Raw genomic sequence first — 20,088 nt, 5'->3', positions numbered from 1 at the left:
ATTCCTAAAAAACAAATTTTAAGTTTAACTTTGAAAGTACTTAAAAAAAATTAATCTCTAAGACATGCCATTAAGCAACTCAAAAGATTTAAAATTAGCCGTTCTAATTGACGCTGACAATGTACCCTACAGCAATGTAAAAGGAATGATGGAAGAAATTGCGAAATTTGGGACACCAACCACAAAACGTATTTACGCTGACTGGACAAAACCAAATTCTAACGGCTGGAAAGGTGTTTTACTTGAACATGCTATCACTCCTATACAGCAATACAGCTATACTGTTGGAAAAAACTCCTCCGATTCTGCTCTTATAATCGATGCAATGGATTTACTTTACTCCGGAAAACTAGACGGTTTTTGCATTGTTTCCAGCGACAGCGATTTTACACGTCTTGCCATTCGATTACGAGAATCCGGTATGAAAGTAATTGGTATTGGAGAAAAGAAAACCCCAAATTCTTTTATTGTTGCCTGCGACAGATTCATATACATTGAAGTTCTGGACGGCGCTATTCAGAAGAAGAAACCCAAAGTTACAACTACAACCGACACTAAAAAACCGGCCGAAAAACCGGCTGAAAAAGCACTGCATAAGATTGACAAACAAACCATTGACCTTATCGAGGCTACCATTGAAGATATTGAAGACGATGATGGCTGGGCATTTTTAGGAGATGTTGGAAATCTTATTGTAAAGAAAAAACCAGAATTTGACCCTAGAAATTATGGCTTTTCAAAACTTACTCCCATGCTAAAATCACTGACCGATATTCTTGAAATCGACGAAAGAGAATCGGACAAAAAAGGAATTAAGCATGTTTATGTACGCCTGCGATTCAATTGATTATAAATTATTACTCTTTAAATACTTGCAAACATGAGAAAAAAATTCTTCATCTATGGATTCTTATTGTTTCTAATTGTTTTAGCCATTTATCTTTACACGAAACGAGGTTTTTTACTGGTGATTATTCTACCTATATTATTAGTGGTAGGTATTTACAACGCTACTCAAAAAAAACACGCAATTTTAAGAAACTTTCCGGTTTTGGGCTATTTCAGATATTTATTTGAAATGATTGCTCCCGAAATCCAACAGTATTTTATTGAACGATCAACTGACGGAAAACCATTCTCCAGAAACCAGCGCTCTATGGTTTATCAAAGGGCTAAAAACATCGATTCAAACACGCCTTTCGGAACGCAGCAAAATCTGAATCATGACAGTTACGAAGGAATAAAACACTCCATCTTTCCTGCAAAAGTTAACGAGGAATTACCTCGTGTACTGGTGGGCGGAAAAGACTGTAAACAACCTTATCTGGCCTCGTTATTTAATGTTTCGGCAATGAGTTTCGGTTCGCTAAGTGAAAATGCCGTTCGTGCCATAAATATTGGTGCTCAAAAAGGAAATTTCTATCAGAATACCGGAGAAGGCGGTTTAACCGAATTTCATCTTGCGGGTGGCGGCGATATCACCTGGCAAATTGGCACCGGATATTTTGGCTGCCGGGACGCTGAAGGCAACTTCAGTCCTGAAAAGTTCTCCGAAAAAGCCAATCTTCCTAATGTAAAAATGATCGAAATTAAGCTTTCACAAGGAGCAAAACCAGGTCATGGCGGTGTACTTCCAGCGAGAAAAAATACCGAACAAATTGCTAAAATCAGAGGAGTTGAACCTCACACCACCATTCTTTCTCCTCCGGGACATCATGCCTTTTCAGACACCAAAGGCCTTATCCGTTTTGTAGCACAATTACGTGAACTGTCCAACGGAAAACCTATTGGTTTTAAATTATGTATCGGAAATACTGCCGAATTTGAAGCCATTTGCCACGAAATGATTACCGAAAATATTTTCCCTGACTTTATTACTGTTGATGGTGCTGAGGGAGGTACCGGAGCTGCTCCATTAGAGTTTGCCGATGGCGTGGGAATGCCGTTTGAACCTGCACTAATATTTGTAAACAAAACATTAGTAGGCTTAAACATTCGCGATAAAATCCGCATTATTGGAAGCGGAAAAATCATTTCCGGCTATTCCATTCTCCATGCAATAGCTCTGGGTGCCGATATGTGCAATAGTGCGCGTGGTTTCATGTTTTCATTAGGCTGTATTCAAGCCTTGCGTTGTCACAATAACGAATGCCCGACCGGAGTAGCCACTCAAAACAAAATGCTCATGAAAGGCCTGGTGGTAACCGATAAATCCGATCGTGTGTATCACTTTCATAAAAACACCTTACATTCTGCCAACGAACTTCTAGCGGCAGCGGGTAAAAAAAGTTTTAGCGAAGTCGATATTAATATTTTCATGCGGGGTGATGAATTTGGCAATTTATCTGACAACTATTTCCCGGACAACTTAACAAATGTAACAAAACATTAAAAAAACACTTATAAAACAAAAACTAATACATAGCTTTTTTATTACATTTGTATAGATGTTAACTTATTTAACCACTAAGATAAATCGTTAATCTTTTAACCCACTAAACAAATTAATCAATGCTATTAACACCCAAAGGCTATCGCATAGAAATGCTTGATCACCATCAAAAAGAAAATCTGGCAAATGATTTTATTCACGGATTTAAAAATGTTTCAGAATACATCAATGGTGTTTGCTACGAAACCGTTGCCTATGTTCAATATTTACTACATCCCACAAAAATTTCACTCCGCGAAATGGAAACCATTACGGGTAAACACTGGGTGGAGAAATTCACTACACAGAGAGAGTGGACAGGCGAAACAATTCCTGCAGGAACTGCTATTGGATTTTATCGTATCAATTCAAGCGGTTTCTTTCATTTTGCATTAGGAGCCGGAGGAACTCAAATCCGTGCCGTTAACGGATTAACCCTTGGAGCAAGCTGGACATTTGAAGTCAATCTTCCCTCTGTTCTTGGACCAAGAAACGAAGATGGTACCTACAACTATGACAATAGCAAAATCAGAGTTTATCTAATGTATCTCTAAAAAACAAAAACTTAATAATTATAAAGAAATAAAAGCCCTATCCACTATTGTTCTTATTTTAACAAATTCGGAAGGGCTTCTTTATTTATAACCTCTTTTGCCAAAACCGTATTGTCATCAGCCAAAAAGTAAGTATCGAACCTCACTCCTTCTTCGATCAATTCCTGAGGAATTTTGTTCTCTTTTATCATCTTTCTCAACAAAATTGGAAATGACGAAACAGCTGCCGATTTATTCGATTCATTTTCTTTTAAATTGGTTTCAAACCTCAATTCAATTTTATCATCTTCAAGATAACCTCTTGCTGTAGTAAGCGTTATGTTTTCTTCATGAAAACTCTTGGCTGTACTCTTATTATAGGTAACTACATATTCCTGGAGTTTTTGCTTTGTATTTTTACAACTCACCAAAGACATTACTAAGGCCGCGGCGAATAAGGCTGGTATTATTTTCTTCATCCTATTTTTTTTATTTTTTTACAATTCATTAAGCTCTAAAAGCATCTCAAGATACTAATAATCTCTCTAATTTCTAAAACTGAAAAAAAACAGCCCTCTTTAAACTTTTCGATTGTATCAAACGCTTACTATTTTACCACCTTATTCCTATCTTTGTTTCACTTAAAATGCCATGTTAAAATTGAAAAAGCCAAGAATCTACTACCTATTTGCATTTCTTTGTGTGATTTGCTGTGGAATTCTCTCCAGAAAAATTGCAATCATTCCGCTCTATTTTGGAGATGCGCTGTATGCCGTCATGATCTATTTATTAGTCAGAATTTTATTTTTTAACCAAAAAACCTCCATTACTGCGATAATTTCATTGACCATTTGCTACGGAATAGAATTTCTTCAGCTTTATCAGGCAGATTCGATGATTACGCTTAGGAAAACTCTTTTTGGCAGATATGTTCTGGGACAAGGCTTTTTATGGAGCGACCTTCTTGCCTATACATTGGGAATTGTAACGGCTTTTATCATCGAAAAAATCATACTAAATTATACTACCTATGAAAATCGTATTCGCATCAAACAACAAAAATAAAATCCAGGAGATTCAAAGTATTCTTCCTGAAAGCATAAAAATAGTAAGTCTTGAAGAAATTGGCTGTTTTGAAGATATAGAAGAAACAGCAGACACCATTGAAGGAAATGCCATTTTGAAAGCCAATTATGTAACGGAAAAATACGGATACGATTGTTTTGCCGACGATTCAGGCTTAGAAGTGACTGCTTTAAATGGTGAACCAGGGGTATATTCAGCCCGATATGCAGGCAAGCAACGCAATGACGATGACAACATGAATAAACTGTTAGAAGCCTTAAAAGACCAACCAGACCGCAGCGCCCAGTTCAAGACCGTTATTACTTTAAACTTAAAAGGTGAACAGCATTTATTTACCGGAATTGTAAAAGGAAGTATCGCTTTGAAAAAAACAGGAGATCAGGGTTTTGGGTACGATCCGATTTTTCAGCCTGAAAACTATACTAAAACATTTGCTGAATTACCCCGAGAAGTAAAAAATACCATAGGCCATCGCGGAAAAGCAACTCAGCAACTAATTGATTTTCTGAATTCAACCAAATAATTGTTTAAAATACAACATTTTAGAGTACAAAATTGATATTTCGTGACGTTTTTTTTTAGAGAATTCTTCATTTTTCGATAAAAATGATTTCACACTAAACATAACTTTTTGATAATCAAATCATAACAAATGCATAATTCTTAAAAGAGCATTAGTTTATCTGAATAATTAACAGTAATTTTGCACCCTATTTTAAATACACATATGAATAAATTTGAACAATTAGGATTGAATGAATCGTTACTGAAGGCGATTTTAGATCTAGGATTTGAAAATCCGTCAGAGGTACAGGAAAAGGCGATTCCCCTATTATTGGAAAAAGACACAGATATGGTTGCGTTGGCTCAGACAGGGACAGGGAAAACGGCAGCTTTCGGTTTTCCGCTAATTCAAAAAATTGATGCTGACAACAGAAATACACAGGCATTAGTTTTATCGCCAACACGAGAACTTTGTTTACAGATTACCAACGAACTTAAAAACTACGCAAAATACGAGAAAGGTATTAATGTTGTAGCAGTTTACGGCGGGGCTAGTATTACAGAGCAAGCAAGAGAAATAAAAAGAGGAGCACAAATTATTGTGGCTACTCCGGGAAGAATGCAAGACATGATTAACAGAGGATTGGTTAACATTAAAAACATAGATTACTGTGTGCTTGATGAGGCTGACGAAATGTTAAACATGGGATTTTATGACGATATCTGCTCTATTTTATCAGATACTCCAGACGAAAAAAGTACATGGTTGTTCTCTGCAACAATGCCACAAGAGGTTGCCAGAATTGCAAAACAATTCATGAGCGAACCATTAGAAATCACAGTTGGAACTAAAAATTCAGGTTCTGCAACGGTTTCTCACGAATTTTACTTAGTAAATGCACGTGACCGTTACGAAGCCTTAAAACGTTTAGCCGATGCTAACCCGGACATTTTCTCTGTGGTTTTCTGTCGTACTAAAAGAGATACTCAGGCTGTAGCCGAAAAATTAATTGAAGATGGATATAGCGCTGCTGCGTTGCACGGAGATTTATCTCAGGCTCAACGTGACGGTGTAATGAAATCATTCCGTGGAAGACAAATTCAGATGCTTGTTGCTACTGACGTTGCTGCACGTGGAATTGATGTTGATAACGTAACACACGTAGTAAACTACCAATTACCTGATGAAATCGAAACGTACAACCACCGTTCAGGTCGTACCGGTAGAGCAGGGAAATTAGGAACTTCTATTGTAATTGTTACAAAAAGTGAGTTGCGTAAAATTTCTTCTATCGAAAGAATCATCAAACAAAAATTCGAAGAAAAATCAATTCCATCCGGAATCGAAATCTGCGAAATTCAATTGTTGCACTTAGCAAACAAAATTAAAGATACTGAAGTTGATCACGAAATTGACAACTACTTACCAGCAATCAACAATGTTCTTGAAGGTTTATCTAAAGAAGAATTGATTAAGAAAATGGTATCGGTAGAATTTAACCGTTTCATCGCTTATTACAAAAAGAACAGAGATATTTCAACTCAATCAGGTGAAAGACGCGAAAGAAACGATTCTGAACCAAGAGAATTCAACAACAACGGGGCAGTCCGTTATTTTGTAAACATCGGCTCAAGAGACAACTTCGACTGGATGTCACTTAAAGATTACCTGAAAGAAACATTAGACTTAGGTCGTGATGACGTATTCAAGGTAGATGTAAAAGAAGGCTTCTCTTTCTTCAACACAGATCCTGAGCATACTGAAAAAGTAATGGAAGTATTAAACAACGTACAATTAGAAGGCCGTCGTATTAATGTTGAAATTTCTAAAAATGACGGTGGCGGAAGACGTGACCATAACGGACGCAGTGGTGGTGGACGTAGTTCTGGCGGATCAAGAAGAGAAGGAAACTTTGCTCCAAGACGTGAAGGTTCAGGAGGCGGATTCAGAAGCGACAGAAACTCTGCTCCAAGAGAAGGTGGTTTCAGAAGTGAAAGAGGTTCTTCACCAAGAAGAGAAGGTGGTTTCAGAAGCTCAGCTCCAAGAAGCGAAGGAAGTTCAGACAGAGCTCCAAGACGTTCTGAAAGCTTTGGTGATTCTTCAAGACCAAGAAGACCAAGAAGAGATTAATACTTTAATATCTTAAAATACAAAATCCCATATTCCGAACATAATTGGAATTTGGGATTTTTTTATTAAAATCTCCCCCTCTACAAATGAGTTTTGTCATCCTTAACAATGTAATTTAAACTTCCTTCTCACTTTTTATTTAAATACTAAAAGCTACACTGTTGCCTTTGTTAATTTTCTTATAATTATATTCGAAGACTGCAAAATATTTAATCGTGATTTACTACTTTTAGAACTTTAAATCAGGATATGAAATATTTCGCAGTTTTCTTTTTTACACTATTATCAGCCGTCGGTTTCGCGCAAGACACTGAGTCTTCCGTTCCGCAAAGAGTTTCAGGCTACATTATCAACGACAATAGCAAACAACCTCTTTCTAATGTAAATATCATCAACACAAACAAAGTACGTGGTGCAAAATCTGATGCTAAAGGATATTTTGAAATTGATGTTCAGCTTAACGATACTATTCACTTCTCAATTTTAGGTTTTCAATCTTTAAGGGTCAGAGTAACTAATGACTGGATTAAAAATAAAGTAACCCGAATTCAGCTTACCGAAAAAGCAATTGCACTGGAAGAAGTAATTATTGCTCCTTTTAATTTAACCGGTTACCTTGAAGTCGATTCAAAATTAATTCCAACCAAAGAAAATTACCGTTATAGTATTTCCGGTCTTACACAAGGATATGAAGCTGGTGAATATTCACCAAATGCCTTCGGTAAAGTATTAGGTTCTATTTTCAACCCCGCCGATATGCTCTACAATTTCTTTGGTAAAAATGCAAAAGAACTCAAGAAGCTGAAGGAAATGCGAAAGGACGATACAGTTCGCAATCTGTTGGAATCAAAATTTGATCGCGAAACGGTCTCCGTACTTTTAGGGATCAGCAAAGACGAAATCCCTGATATACTGCAACGTTGTAACTATTCAGATTCCTTTATACAAACAGCAAATGATTTGCAGATTATGGATGCCATTAGCGGATGTTATGAACAATATAAAGTATTGAAAAGGAATTAGAAAATTACTCTTAGCTTAAAATATACCAAATCCCCAATTTTAAAAATTGAGGATTTTTTTTTTGTTCTGTAATCGAGTCAAATAACTTTACCAACCGTAGTTTCTTCAAATAATTAAAGGTTTTCATTGTTTTTTTGAGTAAATTAGACATTCTACTACTATTAGGAATCCAGTTTACATAAAATAATACCGTGAATACCATGACAGATATTACCCAGAAAATCTTAAATTTTATCGATCTTCAGAAAGGAGAAGAAAATAAAAAATCGGTAATAGAAAACATAACCGGTGCGGTTTCTTTTAGAGGATCAAACATCTGGATTCTTGCCTGTGCCATTATTATTGCCTCTGTAGGACTAAATGTTAACTCTACAGCGGTTATCATTGGCGCCATGCTAATTTCGCCTTTAATGGGGCCTATTGTTGGTGCCGGTTTTGGTTTAGGAATGTACGATTTTGAACTTCTGAAAAAGTCCATGAAAAACCTGCTGATCGCAACAGTTGTAAGTTTAAGCACTTCGGCTATTTATTTCTATATTAGTCCGTTTAAAGAAGCGCAATCCGAATTACTCGCTAGAACCTCTCCAAATATCTATGACATTCTTATTGCCTTTTTTGGCGGTTTAGTAGGCGTAATTGCTGTGACCAGAGTAGAAAAAGGAAATCCAATTCCGGGTGTAGCGATTGCAACTGCTCTTATGCCGCCACTTTGTACTGCAGGCTACGGACTGGCACTTGGAAATTATGCGTACTTTTTTGGTGCCCTTTACCTCTACACCATCAACTGCGTATTCATTTGCATTGCCACTTTTGTGATCGTAAAATTCTTAAATTACCCCGTTACAAAACAACTGGATCTACAACAGCAAAAGAGAGTGAAGTATGGAATTACACTGCTCATTTCACTATTAATTGTACCTAGTATCTATTTTGCCTATCAATTGTATATTCAAAAAAGCTACACTTCCAGAACCGAAATTTTTATACAAAAGGAATTCCTCGATAAAGACTATCCTATTATCTATAAAAAAATCAAATACAATACTACCCCCAGAAGAATTGAGTTGGCTTTTTTAGCCAAAAAATTCAACGATGACGAAATTATAGATTTAAACAAAAAACTAAGCAATTACGATCTTCCCAATACTAAATTGATTATCAGACAAGATACCGTTAATTTAAGAAAGGATATTATGAATCAGATCAACAACAATCAAACTGTAGTCGATCAAAAAGACATCCTGATCAATAGTCTTCGAAATCAATTAGAACAATATCAATTCAATACTGCTCAGATTAATAACGAAGCAAAAATACTTTTTCCTGCTGTTACGTCTTTAAAAATTGGTAATTACAATATTGAAGAAGAGCCCAATAAATCAAAAATAATCCCTGTAGTTCTTTTTCAAAGCAAGAAAAAAATTGATTCAGATACCAAACAAAAAATGAAACTATGGCTAAAAGAAAGACTTGCCAAAGATTCCGTTGAAGTATATCAGCAAAATTAGTTTTCAGTTTACAGTCGCAGTTTGCAGTTTTTTAAAACTGAATACTGCGACTGCGACTGCAAACTGAGACTGAATATTATTATTTAACAGGAATGTTCGAAAGGATTTCCAATACAAATTTCCAGTATTTCTGAGCTGATGAAATACTCGCTCTCTCATCAGGAGAATGCGCCCCGTGAATAGTCGGACCGAAAGAAATCATGTCCATATCCGGATAGTTTGTTCCTAAAATCCCACACTCCAGACCTGCATGACAAGCTACTACTTTTGGTTTCTCGTTATTTTGTTTCTCATAAATTCCAACCAAAGTATCTAAGATTTCAGAATTTACGTTTGGTGTCCAACCTGGGTAAGAACCCGAAAGCTCCACTTCACAACCTACTAATTCAAAAGCAGAACGCAAAGCATTAGCCAAGTCAAATTTCGAAGTCTCAACAGAAGAACGTGTTAAACATCCAATGGTTATTTCGCCATCTTTTACAATTACTCTCGCAATATTGTTTGATGTTTCTACTAAATCTTCCATATCAGCACTCATTCTGTATACTCCGTTATGAGCTGCATAAATAGAACGAATAATACCTTCCTGAACACCTAAATCCATTACTTTTTCCGGTAAGTCGCATTTTACGATTTCAATAGATAAGTTAGGTTCGGTCGTTTTGTACTCCGCCTTAATGTCATTGATGATTTCCTGCATATCAAAAATATACGCCTCATCAAACATTTCAGAAATAATTACTTTGGCGACACTTTCTCTCGGAATTGCATTTCTTAAACTTCCTCCATTAATCTCCGCTACCTGTAATCCGAAATTTTCAAAAGCATCAAACAGCAAACGGTTCATGATCTTATTTGCGTTCCCTAATCCTTTATTAATATCCATACCTGAGTGACCTCCATTAAGCCCTTTTACGGTAATAATATGTCCAACTGATCCTTCCGGAACTTCTTCTTCATTATAAGTTCTTGTAGCGGTTACATCAATTCCTCCGGCACAACCAATATCAATCTCATCATCTTCTTCCGTATCTAAATTCAAAAGAATCTGTCCTTGCAAAATACCTCCTTTAAGATTCAGGGCTCCGGTCATTCCGGTTTCCTCATCAATTGTAAACAAAGCTTCTATAGCCGGATGCGGAATATCTTTGCTTTCCAAAATTGCCATAATTGTCGCTACTCCCAATCCATTATCCGCACCAAGTGTTGTACCACGCGCACGAACCCAGTCACCATCAACATACATATCGATTCCTTGAGTATCAAAATCAAAAACAGTATCTGCATTTTTTTGGTGCACCATATCCAAATGTCCCTGCATTACAATTGCTTTGCGATTTTCCATTCCCGGAGTTGCCGGTTTTCTGATGATTACATTTCGGATTTCGTCTTCAAAAGTTTCTAAACCTAAGCTGTTTCCAAAGTCTTTCATAAATTCAATTACACGCTCTTCTTTTTTTGACGGACGTGGAACGGCATTTAAATCGGCAAACTTATTCCATAGTGCCTTTGGTTCCAGATTTCTAATTTCCTGACTCATTATATTTTTGTTTGTAGTTTAACAATTAAGTGCCCCAAAGTTACAAAGTTTAAATGCTATTTTCGTCACAAATTTCACGAATTAGCATTAATCTGATGGCTAAAAAACAAATTCCGCAAAACGCCTCTTTTTTAGTTCTAATATTGTATTTATATTTACGTAATTCAAAACTAAAATTGTGAAATCGAAATACATCTTACCCCTATTTCTTGTTGTTCAGATTATCCTCTTAAAAATCCTCCCCTTCTTTCCTGATTTTGTAGAAGGACTCTACAGCAACAACTTATACATTAGAATTTCACATTTTTCCAGAACACTTTTAGGTAAAGTTTCATTCTCTGTAGGCGATTGCATTTATGCTATTTTAATTTTATCAGCGATAAGCTGGTTTTGGAAGATTAGAAAAACATGGAAAACAAATTGGAAAGATCATGTTTTAACGATGCTGGGTAAAATTTCCATTTTTTACTTTTTCTTCCATCTCCTTTGGGCCTTCAATTATTATCGCGAACCTCTATTTGAAAAAATGCAAATCACAAAGGAATATAGTGATGCCGACTTATTAGTTTTTACAAAGAAATTAATCTTAAAAACGAACGAGATTCAACTTCTTATAACTAAAAACGACAGCGCTAAAATTGTCTTTCCATACACTCAAAATGAAGCTTTTAGAATGAACTTAAACGGATATGAAAATCTGGCAAAAGAATACCATTATTTCAGCTACGAGATTCCGAGCGTTAAAAAATCGCTCTTTAGTCTGCCATTAACTTATATGGGCTTTGGAGGTTATCTTAATCCGTTCACTAATGAAGCACAGGTCAATGATTTATTACCTATGTATAATTTTCCCGTAACGACCTGTCATGAAATGGCACATCAAATGGGGTTTGCCAGCGAAAGTGAGTGCAATTTTATTGGGGTTCTGGCTTCGGTTAAAAATGATAATTTGTATTATAAATATTCCGGTTACAGCTTTGCCCTACGCTATTGTTTAGGAATCTGGCAGGTTAAAAATGAAACTATTTTTAAACAATTAAAAAAACAAATCCATCCGGGAATTCTAAAAAACTATCAGGAAAGCCAGGATTTCTGGAAACAATATGATACTTTTATTGATAAAGGCTTTCATGTTTTCTATGATAATTTTTTAAAAATAAATCATCAGAAAGAAGGCTTGGAGAGTTACAGTAAATTTGTAGATTTAATGGTGAATTATTATAAAACCAGAGCGTTATAAAAGCTCTCTTCGAATCATACCGAAGTTTTAGCCATAGATTGCACGGATTAAAAAGATTTTTTTCAGATGCTTTTAGTTGAAATAAATAATTAGTAAACAACCCTGACCTCAGATTTAAGACAAAAATCGATTTAAATCTTTATAATCTGTGGCAAGCAAAAAAAAATAAACAGTACCTTGTAACAAAATAGATTTCAACACTACTAATAAATTTATGAGCGAAAATCTAGAACAGTCATTTGTTACGCAATTGCAGGAAAATCAGAATATAATCCACAAAATATGTAGATTATATACTGCCGGCGAAGATGCTCACAAAGATTTGTTTCAGGAAATCACCATACAGCTCTGGAAAGCGTATCCAAAATTTAGAGGCGACAGCAAATTTTCGACCTGGACGTATCGAGTTGCCTTAAACACCGCTATTACCTTATACCGAAAAACTAAACGAACCGTATCAACCGTAGAATATGAAAGTCATCAGCATTTTATAAAAGATGTTGATTACAATTATGAAGAAGAAGAACAGATTAAATTGATGTACAAAGCGGTTTATCAGCTTAATGACATCGAAAAAGCATTAGTTTTTATGTATTTAGAAGACAAAGATTATCAAGAAATAGCAGAAACCTTAGGAATCAGCGAAGTGAATGCTCGTGTGAAAATGAACAGAATTAAAGGGAAACTTAAAAAAATACTAAATCCTTAAAAATTATTATGAAAGAACTGGATTTATTAAAAAAAGACTGGAAAAAGAACTCGGATTCTTTTGAACAAATATCGGAAAAAGAAATCTACAAAATGATTCACAAAAAATCATCTTCCATCGTGAAGTGGATTTTAATTATCAGCATTTTGGAAGTACTGTTTTGGACCATCTCGAACTACTTTTCAAATGTAGATGCTGATCTAAAGAAAATGAATCATCCTGAGATCATTCTGGTAATGGATATTTTATTGTATTTTAATTATATCGTAATTTTTGTTTTTATCTACTTTTTCTATAAAAACTATAAAACGATCACGACCACTGTTTCTACCAAACTATTGATGAGCAGTATTCTAAAAACCCGAAAAACGGTTCAGTATTATGTTTGGTACAATTTAGGTATGCTTGTGGTTTCGTCTATACTCAGCTTTTTCATCGGATATGTTTACAATCCGGATATGGCAATTATTAGAGAAAAATTAGCCTTAAATGGAAAAGCAATGCTGTTCTCAATCGGCGCATTGGTATTGCTTGTGCTGGTTCTTTTCGGAATCTTTTGGGGTATTTACAGATTACTTTACGGAACGCTGTTACGCAGGTTATATGCAAATTATAAGGAGCTTAAGAAAATTGATTTCTGATAAGAGGTGCTAAGAAACTAAGGCACTAAGGCCCTAAGAAACCAAGTTACTAAGTTTATTTTGAAACTTGAAACTTTGAACCCTGAAACAAAAAAAGCAATCTAAAATCAGAAATCTAAAATAACTAGTAATCCCATCTTCTCATTTTATTAAGCTCTTCCTGTACTTTGATTTCTTCTGCCGGAATAACTTTTAAAAATGAAGGATGCTGTTCGATTGCATATTCTACTTTTTCAACAATTTCTTCGATGGTATCGTTTTCATAATCAATTTCAAGAGGTTCTTTGATAATGAAAGACTGTAAAATTCCTTTCTTTTTCATTCGTAGTCCTTTTTTATCAAAAGAACGACGGAAACCGTCAATAACAATTGGAATTACTACAGGTTTGTGCTGTTTGATGATATGTGCCGTTCCTTTACGAACAGGTTTAAATGACTTGGTTGTACCTTGCGGAAATGTAATTACCCAGCCATCTTCGAGTGCAATTCTGATATTTTCGGTATCGTTTGGGTTAACATCACGCTTTTCGGTAACATCAACACCTTTTGCACGCCAGGTTCTTTCTACTGTAATGGCTCCAACGTAAGCCAAAATTCTTGGCAATAATCCGGCCTGCATGGTTTCTTTGGCAGCAACATAATAAATATTCATTTTGGGCTGCCACAAATATCCGATATTCTTAATAGTATCCTGACGTCCGCTTAAACTTGCGTTAAACACATGAAACATCGCCACAACATCAGCAAAATAGGTTTGGTGATTCGATATAAACAAAACATTTGTATCCGGCAGCGTTTTAATAATTTCCGATCCTTCGATCTGCAATTCGTTAAAACCTCTATATCTTCGGTGAGTCATGGCTCCCAAAATACGGATCAACCATTTCTTGATGAATAATATATGTCCGAAAGGATTTCGTTTAAACAATCCCATAGCTGTCAATTGTATTATTTTATTAGGACGCAAACTTACAAAAATTATTCTTTTACCGATCCTTTAAAACAATTTCTAAAACAAACCGGTAGTACTATGAATATCAAATTGTTAATTTTTATACTTTATACTTTTTCGCCAAAAGTCGTTTTTAAAACATCTCTCAGTTCACTCAATATCATGGCAGTTGCTCCCCAAACAATATGATTTTGTATGTTAAATGCGGGAACTAAAGCATTATTTGCATAAGAAGTTGATAATGTGACTTCAATAACAATTTCGTCATTCAAAAAAACGGAGAGGGGTAATTCTATAATACTCGCTACTTCTCTGATATCCGGATAAAATAAAAGCTCTTCTTTGGAAATGCCTAAAAAAGGATGCACTAAGAAGTTGCTTGGCGGAATATACATAGGCGTAAAATGTTTGATTAGCTCTATTTTTTCAGGTGCAACGCCTATTTCTTCCTGTGTTTCACGCAAAGCAGTCTCTTCATAATTTGCATCAGTCGTTTCGTATTTTCCTCCGGGAAATGCAATTTGAGACGAATGAACTCCATTATACGCATTCCGGACAATCAATACGAGATGTGTTTTATTGTTTTTTGGATAAAACAACATCATGACCGCTGCGATACGCGGATTTTTATCTTTCAAATCAAGATTCTTCAAGGCTTCGAGGCGTTCTTTTGGTGCCATTTTAATATGAGCCAACTCCGCCGGTAATACTGCCGGAATTAAATTAGGAACATATTGCAAAAAGTCTTGAAAATCCATAAGCAAAGTTTATTTTTGTACTTTTAAATAAAATATAAATATAGTCCAGAAAACGCGGTTCTACAAGTTTTCTAAAATCAAGTCTTAAAAATGTACAGCAAAGAAGAATCACAAAAGATAAAAAGAGAATTCTGGGTGGCATTCGCCGAAAAATACCCTCGCAAATGGGTACTTTATGATACCAAAATTAAAGATTTCTCTTTTAAATTTTATGTCGATAATAAAAAAGCACAGGTTCTAATTGATATCGAACAAAGAAGTGATGAAAAACGAAATGCCTATTTTGAAAAAATTGAAGCATTAAAAAATATTCTGGAGGAAGAATTCATTAAAGATTTGGTTTTCGAAAAAAACTATACTCTTGAAAGCGGCAAAACGATTAGTCGTATTTGGGTTGAGAAACTAGGTGTTGGTTTTAGTAACCGCAATAACTGGGATGCTATCTTCGATTTCTTTAACGAAAAAATGCATGCTCTGGAAATGTTTTATCTGGAATATGATGAGTTTATTAAGGATATTGATTCTTAGAAAAGAGGAACTAAGGTTCTGAGAAAACCTATTAACTCTTGAGATATTTTATCTCGAGCATGATGAATTTATAAAGGATATAGATTCTTAATAAAAAACATTAAGATTCTGAGCTGCTAAGACTCTAAGAAAGATACTAACTTAGTAACTTAGAACCTTAGCAACTCAGAACCTCAAACTACACACTAACCATATTATACACAATAATATGATCGTCGTAGTTGATATAAAGCTGTTTGCGGAAATCTTGTTTTTTTCGCGTGATGATAGATAACTTACAGGCTTTGCCGTCATTGTCTTTACACATAAAAGAATAGACAATATCGGTATCGTTTTCTTCCCGCTCAATGTAATCCAAAATACTAAAAAGCTGTATTTCCTGCGAGTAAACCACAATTCTGTGTTTATTGGTATCCAGAATTACCGAAAGGTTAACCAAATCAAGATTGGACCATTCACCCCATTTCCCTTTTTCATTTTTTTCCAAAACACTAAAACCAGATGTTTTAAACTGGTAAGACTGACTAAAAGTTTGCTGTAAACCAAGTCCGAAAAAAAGTAAAAGTATAAAAGTGCGTGTAGGATTCATATTGTATTTCTTGGGGGTAATTTAGAACTCAAATTTAGCCTTTTCCTGGCAGGCAGCTTCAAAATCGGACATCATTTGTTGAACAATTTGCTCTACTGGCAAAATTTCATGAATTAATCCTGCAATTTGGCCTATTTCAAGTTCTCCCTCTTCAAGATCTCCTTCAAACATTCCTTTTTTAGCTCTGGCTCTTCCTAAAAGCTGCACCAAATCCTCTTTCGAAGGACATTTTTCATACAATTCCTGAACGTCCTGATAGAATTTATTCTTAACCAATCGAACAGGTGCCAGTTCTTTTAAAGTCAGTTGTGTATCTCCTTCTCTAACCTTAACAATTGTTTCTTTAAAATTATCATGTGCCGAAGATTCGATCGAAGCAGCAAAACGACTTCCCACCTGAACTCCATCGGCTCCTAAAACCATTGCAGCAAGCATTCCTCTGCCTGTTGCAATTCCCCCGGCAGCAATAAGTGGTATCTGAACTTTCTCTTTCACCATCGGGATTAAAGTTAAGGTTGTCGTTTCGTCGCGTCCATTGTGTCCCCCTGCTTCAAATCCTTCGGCCACGATAGCATCAACACCTGCCTCCTGCGCCTTCAAAGCAAAAACACTGCTGCTCACTACATGTACAACTGTAATTCCTTTTTCTTTTAAAAACGAAGTCCACGTTTTTGGATTTCCGGCAGAAGTAAAAACAATTTTCACTCCTTCTTCTACCACAATATTTATAATTTCTTCGATATTTGGATACAGCATCGGAATGTTAACTCCAAATGGCTTACTGGTCGCTTTTTGGCATTTCTGAATATGTTCCCGTAAAACTTCGGGATACATAGAACCTGCTCCAATTAAACCTAAACCTCCTGCATTACTTACTGCTGCTGCTAATTTATAACCGCTGTTCCAGATCATTCCTCCCTGAATAATTGGATATTTGATCTTAAAAAGTTGTGTAATTCTGTTCATTCAAAAATGTAGTTATTGTTTAATTATCTTTCCCGTTTTGTGAAGACCATCTGCATCAAAAGTATAAAAATATAATCCGCTTTTTAGTCCTTCAACAGAAAGAATAGGGTTTTGATTTGTAATTTGTTTTTCGATTAGTTTTTGCCCCAGAACAGAGTACACAGAAACAGAAGCGGTACTGTTCTCAAACAAAAAGGAAATCGCTGTTTTAGTTGGATTTGGAAAAACAGAAAAAACTTCTCCTAAAGACTTGAAGTCTTCCACTCCTAAAGCAGCTCCAAAATTAGGAATTCCGTAACCATAATTATTATTGGGTGTCGTATATCGATCTGAAGACTGCAGAATCATCTGCCTAATTTCTTTATTTGTTTTGGATGGAAAAGCCTGCCACAAACAAGCAATCATTCCCGCCATAATTGGACAAGAAAACGAAGTTCCGTTTATGGTTGTAATATTCCCCCCGGTATCAGATACAACAGCTGCCGTACCTTGTGCCATAACATCCGGTTTAATTCTTCCGTCAGAACTTGGTCCTATCGAGCTAAAACCTGATCTAACTTTCGAAGAAGTTACAGCACCTACTGTAATTACCGAAACAGCATCTGCAGGTCCTCCAATATGAGGTTCAGTTGTAGCTCCTTCATTTCCAGCCGAAGCAACCACGATTATTCCTTTATTAAAAGCCATTTCGGCACCACGGGAGATAAAATTAGTCGTCCCGTTCATATCGCTATACGTATGTGTGTAGTTTGGATTATCAAATTCAAAATACCCCAAAGAAGTTGTAATAATATCAGCTCCTACACGGTCTGCTTCTTCTGCTGCCTCTACCCAATACGATTCTTCTACCGGATTCTCGGTAGGGTCATATTCGGTGATGTATAAATAATACGAAGCATCAGGAGCAGTACCTACCAAAGCATTTTCTTTATAACCGCCCATTGTTGAAAGTACCATTGTTCCGTGGCTGTCTCCTGAATAAAAATTGGCATTTCTATTCACATAATCGTACCCTCCTAAAATCTGATTATTATCGATTAATTTCTTAAATGGTAAAGCGGTATTGACTCCCGGAAAACCTGCGTCTAAAACAGCAATTACTTTTCCCGAGCCGGTTTTATTCTGTTGGTGCAGCACTTTTCCATTCAGCATTTCTATCTGTCCTCCTGAAGTTCCGTAGGCATAATCCGCTTTTGATTTCAGTTTGTCTTTTACCTTACTTATCTTATTCTCGGCTACTTTTTTAGAAGTTACATTCAGATTTTTATTGGCGAAAAACACTTTATCGACAAATGACAGTGCCGTAAGTGCAGTAATATCGGTTTGAGTTCCTCTAATATGAAGTGCATTTAACCATTTGGATTTTGCCATAATAGTTATTCCCGAACTCGATCTAACCTGATTGATATAAGAGTCCTCTACAGGTGCATCGGTAAGATCTAACGCAATATTTTGATTGGCTCTTCGATCTAAGGCGCGCTGTGTCAAAATTGTAAGCGGAGCATTAAGAGATGCCTGTGCGTTGGGTTTGTTTTTAAAGTATACCCACGCGTCTTCCTGCGAAAACACCGCGGAAGAAAAAATCAACAACAAAAAGACAAAATAGTGCTTCATGATTACTTTTTTAAAGGTGAAACCTCCGTAAAAAAGTATAAAGCTAAGAAATTACTCCCGAACCAACTAATTCATTCTCTAAATACCAAGCCACAAACTGACCTTCGGTAATGGCGGACTGAGCTTCCTCAAAACGAACATACATTCCGTTTTCAAACTGATACAAGGTTGCTTTCTGTAATGGCTGACGGTAACGAATTCTTGCCATCACTTCCATTTGTTGTCCTTCCTTCAATTTCAAATCTTCGCGAACCCAGTGTACTTCAGAATTACCTACAAACAATGCTTTTTTGAATAAGCCCGGATGATTGCTTGTTAAACCAGTGTAAATAGTATTCGTATCAACATCGGTAGCAATTACAAATAACGGATCTGTAGTACCTCCAACATTTAAGCCTTTTCTTTGTCCGTTTGTAAAATAATGTGCTCCCTGATGTTTTCCCATCACTTTACCCATTGTTGGAAGATAATCCAGTTTTTGAGACTCTATTTTCAATTCGTCTTCCAGAGAAATTCCTGTCGGTTTTTCAATTGTATAGATTGGATCGTTTTTGTCAATTTGAACAATAAGACCTTCTTTTGGCTGTAGTTTTTGCTGTAAAAACTCGGGTAAACGCACTTTTCCGATAAAACAAAGTCCTTGCGAATCTTTCTTTTCGGCTGTAACCAATTCCATTTCAGCAGCGATTTCACGAACTTCAGGTTTGGTCAATGCTCCGATTGGGAATAAAGCTTTTGACAATTGTTCCTGAGACAACTGACATAAGAAATACGACTGATCTTTGTTAACATCATTTCCGGCAACCAATTGATAAACCGTTTTTCCGTCCACTTCAATTTCGCTTTTTTGGCAGTAATGCCCGGTCGCAACATAATCGGCTCCAAGACTTAGAGCGATTTTCATAAAAACATCAAACTTGATTTCGCGGTTACAAAGCACGTCAGGATTTGGAGTTCGTCCTTTTTCGTATTCGTTGAACATATAATCAACGATTTTTTCTTTGTATTCTTCGCTTAAATCAACCGTTTGAAACGGTATACCGAGTTTTTCAGCTACCAATAAAGCATCATTGCTATCTTCTAACCACGGACATTCATTAGAAATCGTAACCGAATCATCGTGCCAGTTCTTCATAAAAAGGCCAATAACTTCATATCCCTGTTGTTGCAATAAATAAGCAGCAACACTTGAATCTACTCCTCCGGAAAGTCCAACAACTACACGTTTCATTCTAAATTGTTTATGTTTTTACAAGGCTGCAAAGATAAGCCCTATTTTTGAAAATTGCAGTAGTTTTTGATTAGTTTATACAATGCCGTTGTAAATAAAACTTA

General features: G+C 35.9%; 20 protein-coding genes. 12 read left to right on the top strand and 8 right to left on the bottom strand.

Annotation, left to right across the window (positions count from 1 at the left end; translation table 11 throughout):
- The first annotated feature begins 64 nt into the window (after nt 1-64).
- From M4I44_RS12285 to M4I44_RS12275, 3 genes are all read left to right on the top strand, one after another.
- Nucleotides 65-847 carry an NYN domain-containing protein gene (locus M4I44_RS12285; RefSeq protein WP_017497367.1) on the top strand — a complete coding sequence of 261 codons (783 nt, stop codon included), beginning with the start codon at nt 65-67 and terminating at the stop codon, nt 845-847.
- A gap of 33 nt (nt 848-880) precedes the next feature.
- A complete protein-coding gene (locus M4I44_RS12280) occupies nt 881-2,392 on the top strand; it encodes an FMN-binding glutamate synthase family protein (RefSeq protein ID WP_017497366.1) in 1,512 nt (503 codons plus the stop codon).
- A gap of 119 nt (nt 2,393-2,511) precedes the next feature.
- On the top strand, nt 2,512-2,985 hold the full coding sequence (locus M4I44_RS12275) for a hypothetical protein (RefSeq protein ID WP_083342498.1): 474 nt from the start codon (nt 2,512-2,514) through the stop codon (nt 2,983-2,985).
- A gap of 53 nt (nt 2,986-3,038) precedes the next feature.
- On the opposite strand, the gene M4I44_RS12270 is transcribed toward M4I44_RS12275, so the two are convergent.
- Complete coding sequence (locus M4I44_RS12270) at nt 3,039-3,443, bottom strand: hypothetical protein (RefSeq protein WP_249964868.1); 405 nt, start codon at nt 3,441-3,443, stop codon at nt 3,039-3,041.
- 172 nt (nt 3,444-3,615) lie between these two features.
- Here M4I44_RS12270 and M4I44_RS12265 point away from each other — a divergent pair, with 172 nt between their 5' ends.
- From M4I44_RS12265 to M4I44_RS12245, 5 genes are all read left to right on the top strand, one after another.
- A complete protein-coding gene (locus tag M4I44_RS12265; protein ID WP_249964867.1) occupies nt 3,616-4,029 on the top strand; it encodes a DUF2809 domain-containing protein in 414 nt (137 codons plus the stop codon).
- Nucleotides 3,995-4,573, top strand: coding sequence for a non-canonical purine NTP diphosphatase (locus M4I44_RS12260; RefSeq protein ID WP_249964866.1), 579 nt, complete (start codon nt 3,995-3,997; stop codon nt 4,571-4,573). The genes M4I44_RS12265 and M4I44_RS12260 overlap by 35 nt, the downstream gene beginning before the upstream one ends.
- 204 nt (nt 4,574-4,777) lie before the next feature.
- On the top strand, nt 4,778-6,685 hold the full coding sequence (locus M4I44_RS12255) for a DEAD/DEAH box helicase (protein WP_017497360.1): 1,908 nt from the start codon (nt 4,778-4,780) through the stop codon (nt 6,683-6,685).
- A gap of 249 nt (nt 6,686-6,934) precedes the next feature.
- Entirely contained in the window at nt 6,935-7,708 is a 774-nt protein-coding gene (locus M4I44_RS12250) for a carboxypeptidase-like regulatory domain-containing protein (RefSeq protein ID WP_249964865.1), read from the top strand.
- Nucleotides 7,709-7,908: 200 nt separating this feature from the next.
- Nucleotides 7,909-9,216 (top strand): DUF389 domain-containing protein, encoded by a 1,308-nt coding sequence (locus M4I44_RS12245; protein WP_249964864.1) that lies wholly within the window; start codon nt 7,909-7,911, stop codon nt 9,214-9,216.
- 79 nt (nt 9,217-9,295) lie between these two features.
- Here the strand turns inward: M4I44_RS12245 and M4I44_RS12240 are convergent, their stop codons facing one another.
- The gene (locus M4I44_RS12240; RefSeq protein ID WP_070906821.1) at nt 9,296-10,756 is read right to left on the bottom strand and encodes an aminoacyl-histidine dipeptidase; all 1,461 of its coding nucleotides are present in this window, start codon (nt 10,754-10,756) and stop codon (nt 9,296-9,298) included.
- Nucleotides 10,757-10,934: 178 nt separating this feature from the next.
- Here M4I44_RS12240 and M4I44_RS12235 point away from each other — a divergent pair, with 178 nt between their 5' ends.
- The 3 genes from M4I44_RS12235 (at nt 10,935) to M4I44_RS12225 (ending at nt 13,346) form a co-directional block, all read left to right on the top strand.
- A complete protein-coding gene (locus M4I44_RS12235; RefSeq protein ID WP_249964863.1) occupies nt 10,935-11,996 on the top strand; it encodes a DUF3810 domain-containing protein in 1,062 nt (353 codons plus the stop codon).
- Nucleotides 11,997-12,210: 214 nt separating this feature from the next.
- The gene (locus M4I44_RS12230) at nt 12,211-12,705 is read left to right on the top strand and encodes an RNA polymerase sigma factor (RefSeq protein WP_249964862.1); all 495 of its coding nucleotides are present in this window, start codon (nt 12,211-12,213) and stop codon (nt 12,703-12,705) included.
- 8 nt (nt 12,706-12,713) lie between these two features.
- Nucleotides 12,714-13,346: a hypothetical protein gene (locus M4I44_RS12225; protein WP_017497353.1), complete on the top strand. Its 633-nt coding sequence runs from the start codon at nt 12,714-12,716 to the stop codon at nt 13,344-13,346.
- A 124-nt stretch (nt 13,347-13,470) separates the two neighbouring features.
- Here the strand turns inward: M4I44_RS12225 and M4I44_RS12220 are convergent, their stop codons facing one another.
- The gene (locus M4I44_RS12220) at nt 13,471-14,280 is read right to left on the bottom strand and encodes a 1-acyl-sn-glycerol-3-phosphate acyltransferase (RefSeq protein ID WP_017497352.1); all 810 of its coding nucleotides are present in this window, start codon (nt 14,278-14,280) and stop codon (nt 13,471-13,473) included.
- A 125-nt stretch (nt 14,281-14,405) separates the two neighbouring features.
- Nucleotides 14,406-15,056, bottom strand: a complete 651-nt coding sequence (locus tag M4I44_RS12215) for a CoA pyrophosphatase (protein ID WP_070906825.1) — start codon at nt 15,054-15,056, stop codon at nt 14,406-14,408.
- 90 nt (nt 15,057-15,146) lie between these two features.
- Here M4I44_RS12215 and M4I44_RS12210 point away from each other — a divergent pair, with 90 nt between their 5' ends.
- The gene (locus M4I44_RS12210; protein ID WP_017497350.1) at nt 15,147-15,584 is read left to right on the top strand and encodes a DUF4268 domain-containing protein; all 438 of its coding nucleotides are present in this window, start codon (nt 15,147-15,149) and stop codon (nt 15,582-15,584) included.
- A 178-nt stretch (nt 15,585-15,762) separates the two neighbouring features.
- On the opposite strand, the gene M4I44_RS12205 is transcribed toward M4I44_RS12210, so the two are convergent.
- Genes M4I44_RS12205 through mnmA form a run of 4 tightly spaced genes read right to left on the bottom strand, consistent with a single transcriptional unit; the run spans nt 15,763 to nt 19,984 of the window.
- Nucleotides 15,763-16,173: a hypothetical protein gene (locus M4I44_RS12205; protein WP_017497349.1), complete on the bottom strand. Its 411-nt coding sequence runs from the start codon at nt 16,171-16,173 to the stop codon at nt 15,763-15,765.
- A 21-nt stretch (nt 16,174-16,194) separates the two neighbouring features.
- Entirely contained in the window at nt 16,195-17,139 is a 945-nt protein-coding gene (locus M4I44_RS12200; RefSeq protein WP_089078136.1) for a nitronate monooxygenase family protein, read from the bottom strand.
- Between the two features lie 12 nt (nt 17,140-17,151).
- Nucleotides 17,152-18,753 (bottom strand): S8 family serine peptidase, encoded by a 1,602-nt coding sequence (locus M4I44_RS12195; protein WP_249964861.1) that lies wholly within the window; start codon nt 18,751-18,753, stop codon nt 17,152-17,154.
- Between the two features lie 43 nt (nt 18,754-18,796).
- Nucleotides 18,797-19,984, bottom strand: a complete 1,188-nt coding sequence (gene mnmA, locus M4I44_RS12190; protein ID WP_070906834.1) for a tRNA 2-thiouridine(34) synthase MnmA — start codon at nt 19,982-19,984, stop codon at nt 18,797-18,799.
- Nucleotides 19,985-20,088: the final 104 nt, after the last annotated feature.

Source organism: Flavobacterium sp. B183 (genome assembly GCF_023539155.1).
In the GTDB taxonomy this organism is placed as follows: domain Bacteria; phylum Bacteroidota; class Bacteroidia; order Flavobacteriales; family Flavobacteriaceae; genus Flavobacterium; species Flavobacterium tructae.
The sequence above is the reverse complement of the archived record's forward strand: the minus strand, read 5'-3'. Positions and strand labels throughout refer to the sequence as shown.

Excerpts from the sequence above, each read along its gene's own strand:
- M4I44_RS12245 (WP_249964864.1), top strand. The coding sequence starts at position 7,909 with ATGACAGATATTACCCAGAAAATCTTAAATTTTATCGATCTTCAGAAA.
- M4I44_RS12195 (WP_249964861.1), bottom strand. The coding sequence starts at position 18,753 with ATGAAGCACTATTTTGTCTTTTTGTTGTTGATTTTTTCTTCCGCGGTG.
- M4I44_RS12230 (WP_249964862.1), top strand. The coding sequence starts at position 12,211 with ATGAGCGAAAATCTAGAACAGTCATTTGTTACGCAATTGCAGGAAAAT.
- M4I44_RS12280 (WP_017497366.1), top strand. The coding sequence starts at position 881 with ATGAGAAAAAAATTCTTCATCTATGGATTCTTATTGTTTCTAATTGTT.
- M4I44_RS12250 (WP_249964865.1), top strand. The coding sequence starts at position 6,935 with ATGAAATATTTCGCAGTTTTCTTTTTTACACTATTATCAGCCGTCGGT.
- M4I44_RS12210 (WP_017497350.1), top strand. The coding sequence starts at position 15,147 with ATGTACAGCAAAGAAGAATCACAAAAGATAAAAAGAGAATTCTGGGTG.
- M4I44_RS12285 (WP_017497367.1), top strand. The coding sequence starts at position 65 with ATGCCATTAAGCAACTCAAAAGATTTAAAATTAGCCGTTCTAATTGAC.
- M4I44_RS12265 (WP_249964867.1), top strand. The coding sequence starts at position 3,616 with ATGTTAAAATTGAAAAAGCCAAGAATCTACTACCTATTTGCATTTCTT.
- mnmA (WP_070906834.1), bottom strand. The coding sequence starts at position 19,984 with ATGAAACGTGTAGTTGTTGGACTTTCCGGAGGAGTAGATTCAAGTGTT.
- M4I44_RS12260 (WP_249964866.1), top strand. The coding sequence starts at position 3,995 with ATGAAAATCGTATTCGCATCAAACAACAAAAATAAAATCCAGGAGATT.
- M4I44_RS12275 (WP_083342498.1), top strand. The coding sequence starts at position 2,512 with ATGCTATTAACACCCAAAGGCTATCGCATAGAAATGCTTGATCACCAT.
- M4I44_RS12205 (WP_017497349.1), bottom strand. The coding sequence starts at position 16,173 with ATGAATCCTACACGCACTTTTATACTTTTACTTTTTTTCGGACTTGGT.
- M4I44_RS12270 (WP_249964868.1), bottom strand. The coding sequence starts at position 3,443 with ATGAAGAAAATAATACCAGCCTTATTCGCCGCGGCCTTAGTAATGTCT.
- M4I44_RS12225 (WP_017497353.1), top strand. The coding sequence starts at position 12,714 with ATGAAAGAACTGGATTTATTAAAAAAAGACTGGAAAAAGAACTCGGAT.
- M4I44_RS12220 (WP_017497352.1), bottom strand. The coding sequence starts at position 14,280 with ATGGGATTGTTTAAACGAAATCCTTTCGGACATATATTATTCATCAAG.
- M4I44_RS12240 (WP_070906821.1), bottom strand. The coding sequence starts at position 10,756 with ATGAGTCAGGAAATTAGAAATCTGGAACCAAAGGCACTATGGAATAAG.
- M4I44_RS12215 (WP_070906825.1), bottom strand. The coding sequence starts at position 15,056 with ATGGATTTTCAAGACTTTTTGCAATATGTTCCTAATTTAATTCCGGCA.
- M4I44_RS12200 (WP_089078136.1), bottom strand. The coding sequence starts at position 17,139 with ATGAACAGAATTACACAACTTTTTAAGATCAAATATCCAATTATTCAG.
- M4I44_RS12255 (WP_017497360.1), top strand. The coding sequence starts at position 4,778 with ATGAATAAATTTGAACAATTAGGATTGAATGAATCGTTACTGAAGGCG.